Below are 9,786 nucleotides of genomic sequence, written 5' to 3' on the forward strand. Positions count from 1 at the left end.
TGTTTGTGTTTAATTCTTTTAAAAAGAATTTTTATAATTAACCTACTGTTTAATTTTCAAAGTTCATTTTCTCATTTGTGTTTCGCCCTTTTCTTAAGGACAAGTAATACTATACCACCTCATTTTAATATGGTCAATACTTTTTTAAAATTTTTTTAAATTTATTTTGCAATTTTTTCTGTATAGTAATTAATATCATTTGAAACCCTAGGTTTTTCAACACGTTTATCGGTTCTAATTATACGCTTTCTTTTCTTATCTTTTTTATTAATATCACTTATAACTTCACTACTTATATGTGCCATAACTTGCAAAACCAATCCCATTATAGAAATCAAACACATCCAGTTAATTAAATTTTTCATAATTAAAACCTCCATAATTTTTATTTATTAAATATAAAGTTCTAATATTTTATTCCTACTTCCTTCCTTTACTTTTCATCATACATTCTTATTATTTTTTTTTATTTATCAGATAAATACAGCATATAATTTTTCCTTACATAATTTCATAGTATTATTAAATACTTATTGTTGAATTAAACATAAAAAAACCTTTCTAATTAATTAGAAAGGTTTCATTTATCTATTCTTCTATTTCATCTGTAGAAGTTTCTTTAATTGGTTTCATTGTAGGGAATAATATAACATCTCTTATAGATGGAGAGTTAGTTAATAACATCATAACTCTATCTATTCCTATTCCTAAACCACCTGTTGGTGGTAAACCTACTTCTAGAGCATTTACGAAGTCTTCATCCATATCACAAGCTTCGTCATCTCCTAGTTCTTTCTTTCTTAATTGATCCATAAATCTTCCTTTTTGATCTATAGGGTCATTAAGCTCTGAGAATGCATTAGCTAATTCCCACTTATTTGCAAAAGCTTCAAATCTATCAGTTCTTCTTGGGTCTTCTACATTTCTTTTGGCTAATGGAGATACTTCAACTGGATGATGAGTTATAAATGTTGGTTGTATTAATTTATCTTCACCAAACTCTTCAAATAAAGTATTTATAACTTCTCCTCTTCTCATTCCAGGAGTTATTTCTATGCCTTTTTCTTTAGCTACAGCTAGAGCTTCTTCATCAGTATTTATAGTTGAGAAATCTACTCCAGTATACTCTTTAACACAATCTTCCATAGTCATTCTTCTCCAAGGAGGAGTGAAATCTATTTCAGTTCCTTGGTAGTTTACTTTCATACTTCCAGTTGCAGCCTCTGCCATATATGCTATAACATTTTCTGCTATTTCCATCATATCAGTGTAATCTGCATATGCTTGGTATAATTCTATAGCAGTATACTCCGGGTTATGCTTTATAGACATTCCTTCATTTCTAAACATTCTACCCATTTCATATACTTTATCAAATCCACCTACGATAAGTCTTTTTAAGTATAGCTCATTAGCTATTCTTAAATACATAGGTATATCTAGAGTGTTGTGGTGAGTTATGAATGGTCTAGCATTAGCTCCACCAGCTATAGTATTTAGTATAGGAGTTTCAACTTCTAAGAATCCTCTTTCATCTAAATAAGATCTTAAAGCCTTCATAGCTTTAGTTCTTGTAACAAAAGCATCCTTAACTTCTGGATTAACTATTAAATCAACATATCTTTGTCTATATCTTAAATCTTGATCTTTTAATCCATGATATTTTTCTGGAAGTATTTGTAGAGATTTTGTTAATAATTTTACATCATTAGCTTTTATAGATATCTCTTCTTTCTTAGTTTTAAATACTTCACCTTCAATACCTATTATGTCACCTATGTCATATGTAGAGAAAACAGCATATTCTTCTTCGCCTATTCTATCTAATCTTACATAACACTGTATTCTACCTTCTTGATCTTGTATATCTATAAATCCAGCTTTACCTTGGATTCTTTTACTCATTATACGACCAGCTAACTTTACAACTTTTCCTTCGAAAGCTTCAAAGTCATTTTTTATATCTGCAGAGTAATTAGTTCTATCATATCTACTTACATGGAATGGATCTCTACCCATCTCTTGTAATTTAGCTAATTTTTCTCTTCTTACTTTAAGCACTTCAGTAAGTTCTTCTTTAGCTTGATCATTAACATTTTGTTGATCGTTATTCATTTGTCTACCTCCAGATTATCTTCTTATTTCTAATATCTCGAACTTAGCAACTCCATCAGGAACTTGAACGTCTACTACTTCTCCTTTAGCTCTACCTAAAAGGGCTTTTCCTACAGGTGATTCGTTTGATATTTTTCCTTCATATGGATCAGCTTCAGCAGAACCAACGATTGTATATTCTACTTGCTCTCCAAATTCAATATCATTAACTTTTACTATCGATCCTATAGTAACTATGTTTGAGTCTATTTTAGATTCATCTATTATAACTGCTTTTCTTAGCATGTTTTCAAGCTTTAGTATTCTTTCTTCCATTTGAGCTTGTTCATTCTTAGCTTCATCATATTCAGCATTTTCTGATATATCACCAAAAGATATAGCTACTTTTATTCTTTCAGCAACTTCTCTTCTTCTAACTGATTTTAAAAACTCTACCTCATCTTCTAATTTCTTGTGTCCTTCTTGAGTTAGTAATATTTCTTTATTATCTTCCATAACCCCTACAACTCCTTCTCTTTGATTTTTATTTAACATTAAATAAAATTCATTTTATATTTTAATCATTTATGCGCTATATTATAAATTACTATACCCCTTATGTCAAGGAGTGTCCTAAGTAGTAACTTAGCTTGTTTACAACTTCTTCGCTACTTTCTATTTTATTAATTTCATCTCTCAATCTAGCCGATCCTCTAAGACCTTTTAAGTACCACGCAATATGTTTTCTCATTTCTCTTACGGCTATATATTCCCCGTGTTCTTCTACTGCCAATTTTAAATGTTTTAAGGCTGTATTTATTTTTTCATCAGCTGTAGGTCCTGGTAAAATTTCACCAGTTTGCATATAGTGATTTATTCTTTTAAATATCCACGGGTTACCTTGAGCACCTCTACCTATCATTATAGCATCACAATTAGTTTTATTTATCATATTTATAGCATCTTCTACTTCAAATACATCTCCATTACCTATAACAGGTATGTTTATATTTTCTTTTATCTTTGCTATTATATCCCAATCAGCCTTACCTGAGTAATATTGTTCCCTTGTTCTTCCATGTATAGCCAATGCACTTATACCTGACGCTTCTGCTATCTTTGCAATCTCAACTGCATTAATACTATTGTCATCCCAACCTTTTCTTATTTTTAATGTAACAGGTTTTTTAGATTTTTCTACAACAGCCTTTAACACCTCTTCTGCTAACTTAGGGTTTTTCATAAGTGCAGATCCATCTCCATTTTTTATAACCTTCGGAGCTGGACATCCCATATTTATGTCCAAAATCTCATTAGGATATTCATTTAAAATTTCTGCCGCACCTCCCATAAATCCCGGATCTGATCCAAATATTTGTACAGCAACAGGGTGCTCCTCTTCCTCTATCTTTAACATTTTTTTAGTATTTTGATCATCATAACAAAGGGCCTTTGCATTAATCATTTCCGTATATAACATTCCACAATCTTGTTCTTTACATATTAATCTAAAAGGTAAATCCGTTACTCCTGCCATAGGAGATAAAAATACCTTATTATCTAATATAACATTTCCAATCTTCATATATAGTCTCCTCTTCAAATGTTGTTCATTATATATATACCCATTTTTCTACGGTATCTTATCATAAAAAAGGAACTGGATTTAAAATCCAATTCCTTGTTACTATTCTTTGTTTTTATTGTAGATAATTCTTAATCCTTCTAAGGTTAAAAATTTATCTACACAATCTATACTATCAGTTTCAGATGCTATTAATGATGATAATCCACCTGTAGCAACTACCTTTACTTGTTCACTACCTAGTTCATCTTTCATCATCTTTACAATTTTGTCTACCAATCCTACATATCCGTATATTATACCTGATTGCATAGCTGAAACTGTATTTTTACAAATAGTCATTCCAGGCTTTAAAAGTTCAACTCTAGGAAGTTTCGATGCTCTTTGGAATAAAGCCTCACTTGATATCTTTATTCCAGGAGCTATTGTTCCTCCTAAATATTCTCCCTTTTCTGATATAGCACAAAACGTTGTAGCTGTTCCAAAATCTATTATTATCATAGGTGCTTTATACTTCTCTATCGCTGCAACAGCATTTACTATTCTGTCAGCTCCCACTTGTTTAGGGTTATCGTACTTAATATTTAATCCTGTTTTTATTCCAGGCCCAACTACTAATGGTTGCTTATTAAAATATTTTATACAAAAATTTTCAAGAGAATGCATAACATTAGGTACAACTGATGATATTATTATATCTTTTATTGATTTTATGTCTACATCATCATATTGAAATAAACTATTTATCAACATTCCATACTCATCCGATGTCTTCGCTTTATCAGTACTAATTCTCCAATACTTTTTAAGTTCTTTTCCCTCATATATACCTAATACCATGTTGGTATTTCCAACGTCAAATACTAAAAGCATCTACTCTAACCTTCTTTCTATTTTTTGCTTTTCTTTAGTATAATTACAACTCCAGATACAACTAAAGCTCCAATAATAGCTTCAGGTATACCATTAGTAGCAGCAATTCCTAATATTACAGCTCCAGCTGTAGATGTATCTCCGCCTATAGCTTCTACATATCTTTGTGCATATAGTATATATACCATACCCAAAACTCCAAATGTATTTATAATAGAGCCTAAAAATCCGGAGCACATCGATGCAATAGAAAGATTTTTAGTTACCTTAAATACTCCTTTATAAATATAATACGTAGCAATACCCATCAAAACTCTTGGCAGTATTGATACTATAGGATTCATAAACATAAAGTTAGTTGGGCTTGGCATTGTTATAGCTCTCATAAAACTAGTTAACCCAAAAATCAATCCTATTATTCCACCTACAATAGGCCCTTCAATTATAGAACCAATTATAACTGGTATGTGCATTATAGTTGCGTTAACAGGTCCAATAGGTATAAATCCCAATGGTGTCATAGACAACATTATAGATATAGCTGAAAGCATTCCTATTATAGCCATCTGTCTAACATTAATTTTTTTCGATACTCCTACTTGTGTTTTCATTATAAAAATACACCTCCGTTCCAGCTCTTAAAAGATGCCGGACTTTTAATTAAAATTAAAATTTGTTATTTATCTATATCATAATCAGTCAGGCTCCTAAGTTTTAAGGATGCCAGCTGTAACAAAAACAATTTTATCAATAGGAAATAACATTGTCAATAATTCTTATTTTAAAATAATTTCATTGAATGAAGGTATGTTGTTAATTGATTTTGCATTTTTAATACCATTTATTATACTCTTTTCAACTACCTCAGTAGCTAAAGAGCCTACTAGCGTTATATCAGCTTCTATTTCCCCCGTAGCTATTGTAAATATTGTATCTCCATCATGAGGAGTATGAATAGGGAAGATAGCCTTTGCATACCCATTATGAGACATTTGAGATATTTTTTTACACTGAGCTTTAGTTAGATTAGCATTAGTAGCAACTACTCCAATAGTCGTATTATCAATATTAAATCCACCCTTATTTACACCTTGTTTCATAAGTTCATATGTGTTTAAAAATCCATCTTTATCATCATTTAAAACTCCAGCTATAACTTTTCCATCTTCATATACATCTCCAAAAGCATTTACAGCCACTAGAGCAGCTACAACTAATCCATTGTCTAACTTAATAGAGTAGCTTCCTACGCCTCCCTTAGTGCAGTAATTACTACCTTTTATTTTACCAACAGTAGCTCCACATCCTGCTCCAAAATTACCTTGCTTTAATTCTATACTATTAGCCATCTGACAAGCCTTATATCCCATTTCTATATCAGGTCTACATTTTGAATCTCCGACACCTAAATCGAATAAAACAGCTCCAGCTACTATAGGTACTTTAGCTACCCCTACATCAAATCCAATATTTTTTTCCTCTAGATATCTACTTACACCACAAGTAGACTCTAATCCAAAAGCTGATCCTCCAGATAAAACTACTGCATGTACCTTTTGAACCATATTAATAGGATCTAACAAATCAGTTTCTCTTGTACCAGGAGCTGACCCTCTAACATCTACCCCACACACAGCTCCATCTTCGCATATAACAACTGTACACCCAGTTAAACCATCTTCATTTTCAATCTGTCCAACTTTAATACCTTTTACATCTAAAATATTTCTAAACATATCCATGTTCACCCCTTATAGAAACCTCTCCAGACATTATTTCTTTTATATTTCCATCTTTGTCTTCTACAACTAAATTACCATCTTTATTTATATCGATACATTTAACTTTTACTTTTTCATTGTTCCTTATAGCATAAATATCTTTTCCTACAATTGCTGAATATTTTCTACAGATATCTAAAGTTTTATTTTTATCATTGTTTTTTATATACTCCATATAAATATTTTCAAACTCAAGTATAATATTTCTAATTATACTTACCCTAGAAATATCATATCCTTCTTTGTGAATTGAGGTTGCAATATTAACTATATCTTCTGGAAATTCTAATGTTTTTACATTTATTCCAATTCCTAATACTATATAATTCACTCTTTCAATTTCCGCTGATAATTCAGTTAATATACCACATACTTTTTTACCATTTATAATAATATCATTAGGCCATTTTATACTCGATTCTATACCTAATTTATTTAAAGCTTTCACTATACTAGCACCTGCAATAAGTGTTATAAAAGGTGCATCCATTGGAGATATATTTGGCTTTAATATAATACTCATCCATATTCCATCATATTTTTTTGAATGCCATTTTTTTCCCAATCTTCCTCTTCCACCCAGTTGCTCTTCACTTATAACAATAGTTCCATCTACCTTATCATTAGCTATAGATTTTGCATAATTATTTGTAGAATCTATAGTATCAAAATGTATTATATCGCTACCTATAAAATCTACTTTCAATTCATGAAGTATGTTTTCTTTGCTAAGAACATCATTAGGAGATTCTTTCAACCTATATCCTTTTCTATTTACAGATTCAATATGATAACCTTGTTCTTTTAATACATTTATATGTTTCCATACTGCGGTTCTAGATATACCTAATCGTTTAGACATCGCTTCCCCTGATATAAACTCCAAACCATTATCTAACAACATATTAATAACTTTTTCTCTCAACAACAACACCTCTATCTTAATAATAATTAAAGGAAAGGCTAGGGGTTACCCTAGCCTTTGATTTTTATTACTCATTTATTTGATCATCATTTTGATCTTTATCGTTATTTACCTCTTTAGGTAATTCAGTTTTATTTTCATTAACTTCAACATCTACAACTTCATCTTGCTCTGTAACTTCTTGAGTCGTTGCAGTTTCAATTATAGGTTCTAAAGTTAACTCTTTATTGAATGCTTTCATAAATTGATCAGCATCTAAAGTTTCATGTACTAATAAAGCTTGAGCTACATATTCTAATCTATCCATATTGTCTTCTAAAAGTTTCTTAGTTCTTCTATAAGATGCATCTACTATATGTTTTATCTCAGTATCAATTTCAGATGCTACTTCTTCAGAATAGTTTCTCTTGCTTCCTATGCTATTTCCTAAGAATACTTCTTCTTCGCCATCTCCGAAAGTCATAGGTCCAAGTTTAGTACTCATTCCATACTTAGTAACCATCTGTCTAGCTGTAGCTGAAACTCTTTCTAAGTCATTTGAAGCTCCTGTAGATATATCATCTAAAGTTAACTCTTCTGCAACCCTACCACCAAGTAAAACAACTATATTTTCTTTCATTTCATTCTTAGTAGCATAGAATTTATCTTCTACTGGAAGTTGCATTGTAAATCCTCCAGCTCTACCTCTTGGAACTATTGTTACCTGATGAACTGGACTTACATGTTCAAGAACATGAGCACAAACTGCATGACCTGCCTCATGGTATGCTGTAAGCTTTCTTTCAGGTTCGCTTATAACTCTAGATTTTTTAGCAACACCTGCTATTACTTTAGTTATAGCTTCTTCTATAGTATCCATTTGTATTTTCTTTTCTCTTTTTCTAGCTGTAAGTATAGCAGCTTCATTCATTAAGTTTTCTATATCTGCTGGAGTAAATCCAGGAGTTCTTCTTGCTAAAACATCTACTTTAACATCATCTGCTAAAGGCTTATTCTTAGAATGAACTTTGAATATAGCTTCTCTACCCTTAACATCTGGTGCCCCTACTACTACCTGTCTATCAAATCTACCTGGTCTTAAAAGTGCAGGGTCTAGTATATCTGGTCTATTTGTTGCTGCCATTATTATTATTCCTTGGTTAACACCAAAACCATCCATCTCAACTAATAATTGGTTAAGAGTTTGTTCTCTTTCATCGTGTCCTCCACCAAGACCTGCTCCTCTTTTTCTACCAACTGCATCTATCTCATCGATAAATATTATAGCTGGAGCATTTTTCTTAGCATCCTCAAATAATGATCTAACTCTTGAAGCTCCAACCCCAACGAACATTTCAACGAAATCTGAACCACTTATGCTAAAGAAAGGTACTCCTGCCTCTCCTGCAACTGCTCTTGATAAATATGTTTTACCTGTTCCTGGAGGTCCAACCATTAATATACCTTTAGGTATTCTTGCCCCTAAATCAATATACTTTTTCGGATTTTTCAAGAAATCAACAACTTCTTGTAAGTCCTCTTTTTCTTCATTAAGCCCTGCTACATCCTTAAATGTAACTCTTGTCTTTTCATCATCCTTATGAACTTTAGCTTTTGATTTACCGAAGTTCATAACTTTTCCGCCTCCACCTTGAGACTGATTCATAAATACAAACCATAATATCAGTACAAAGAACAGCATAAATAGCGATGGTAAAATATCAAAGAACCAAGGCGTTGTTGGCTTTGGTGCTCCAGTTAGCTGTAATTTACCTTCATTTGCTTGCTTTAACAATTCATTTGAAAGCTGCTGTGATTGAATTTCTTCTGGTATGTATGTTTTAAACTTTTTGTTAGTACTCTTTATCGTTCCTTCTAGAACTGTGTCTTCTACAATCTTTATACTAGATATGTTTTCTTTCATCAGTTCTCTATAGACGCTTGAAAACTTCATTTCTTCTACTTTTTCTGTAGGACTACCTGAGAACTGTACTATACCCACGATAATTATAAATATAAGTAGATAGAAACCTGCTCCCTTTAAAATTTTATTCAAAAGAAGCCCTCCTTTCGTAAGTTGTTTTAATTTATAGTTTCTTAAAGGTAATCTTTAAGACTTCTTTTGTATTTGCATCAATTTTATAATTTTCACTAATTTTATAATCTCCAACACAAACTACTTCATTATCATCTACCACTACAGGAATTCTACTTCTATTTTCCCTTGGTATTTTTAAATCTATGAATAAACTTTTTAACTTCTTGCTTCCTGCTGCAAGTTTAATTTTATCCCCAGATTTTCTATTTCTTACAAATATCCCTCCTTTAAATTTATCTAAATCAAACCCTTTAGAGGCTTTATCGACTTTCATACTATTAAACCTATCAATACTTATTACTTTAGTTTCTACAAATACACCTAATTCTTTTATTTTAATTACACCTTCCTTAGGTACTTTATAGCAAAACTCTATTTCCTCATAAGTTATTTCTTTATTTGTAAGCAATATATTGTTTTTGTTTCTATAAACAAATAAACCTCTTGGTAA

At 31.2% G+C, this 9,786-nt stretch carries 10 protein-coding genes; all 10 read right to left on the reverse strand.

Translation table 11 applies throughout. From position 1 onward, the window contains the following. Nucleotides 1-161: 161 nt before the first annotated feature. A complete protein-coding gene (locus ACRCYC_RS15525) occupies nt 162-365 on the reverse strand; it encodes a hypothetical protein (RefSeq protein ID WP_438620013.1) in 204 nt (67 codons plus the stop codon). A 223-nt stretch (nt 366-588) separates the two neighbouring features. Next, nucleotides 589-2,115 carry a lysine--tRNA ligase gene (gene lysS, locus ACRCYC_RS15530; protein ID WP_438620014.1) on the reverse strand — a complete coding sequence of 509 codons (1,527 nt, stop codon included), beginning with the start codon at nt 2,113-2,115 and terminating at the stop codon, nt 589-591. A gap of 15 nt (nt 2,116-2,130) precedes the next feature. Further along, nucleotides 2,131-2,610, reverse strand: coding sequence for a transcription elongation factor GreA (greA, locus tag ACRCYC_RS15535; RefSeq protein ID WP_438620015.1), 480 nt, complete (start codon nt 2,608-2,610; stop codon nt 2,131-2,133). A gap of 100 nt (nt 2,611-2,710) precedes the next feature. Then, nucleotides 2,711-3,679, reverse strand: a complete 969-nt coding sequence (gene dusB / locus ACRCYC_RS15540) for a tRNA dihydrouridine synthase DusB (protein ID WP_438620016.1) — start codon at nt 3,677-3,679, stop codon at nt 2,711-2,713. 102 nt (nt 3,680-3,781) lie between these two features. Then, a complete protein-coding gene (locus ACRCYC_RS15545; protein ID WP_438620017.1) occupies nt 3,782-4,552 on the reverse strand; it encodes a type III pantothenate kinase in 771 nt (256 codons plus the stop codon). 17 nt (nt 4,553-4,569) lie between these two features. Further along, nucleotides 4,570-5,163, reverse strand: coding sequence for an ECF transporter S component (locus ACRCYC_RS15550; RefSeq protein WP_438620018.1), 594 nt, complete (start codon nt 5,161-5,163; stop codon nt 4,570-4,572). Nucleotides 5,164-5,328: 165 nt separating this feature from the next. Beyond that, nucleotides 5,329-6,288 carry a P1 family peptidase gene (locus ACRCYC_RS15555; protein ID WP_438620019.1) on the reverse strand — a complete coding sequence of 320 codons (960 nt, stop codon included), beginning with the start codon at nt 6,286-6,288 and terminating at the stop codon, nt 5,329-5,331. Next, nucleotides 6,281-7,267 (reverse strand): biotin--[acetyl-CoA-carboxylase] ligase, encoded by a 987-nt coding sequence (locus ACRCYC_RS15560; RefSeq protein ID WP_438620020.1) that lies wholly within the window; start codon nt 7,265-7,267, stop codon nt 6,281-6,283. Before ACRCYC_RS15560 ends, ACRCYC_RS15555 begins: the two co-directional genes overlap by 8 nt. 58 nt (nt 7,268-7,325) lie before the next feature. Beyond that, nucleotides 7,326-9,293, reverse strand: coding sequence for an ATP-dependent zinc metalloprotease FtsH (gene ftsH, locus ACRCYC_RS15565; RefSeq protein WP_438620021.1), 1,968 nt, complete (start codon nt 9,291-9,293; stop codon nt 7,326-7,328). Nucleotides 9,294-9,324: 31 nt separating this feature from the next. Beyond that, nucleotides 9,325-9,786: tRNA lysidine(34) synthetase TilS (gene tilS, locus ACRCYC_RS15570; RefSeq protein WP_438620022.1), on the reverse strand; the 462-nt coding region annotated here is incomplete at its 5' end.

The sequence above is a fragment of the Paraclostridium sp. genome (assembly GCF_051657365.1).
GTDB lineage: Bacteria > Bacillota > Clostridia > Peptostreptococcales > Peptostreptococcaceae > Paraclostridium.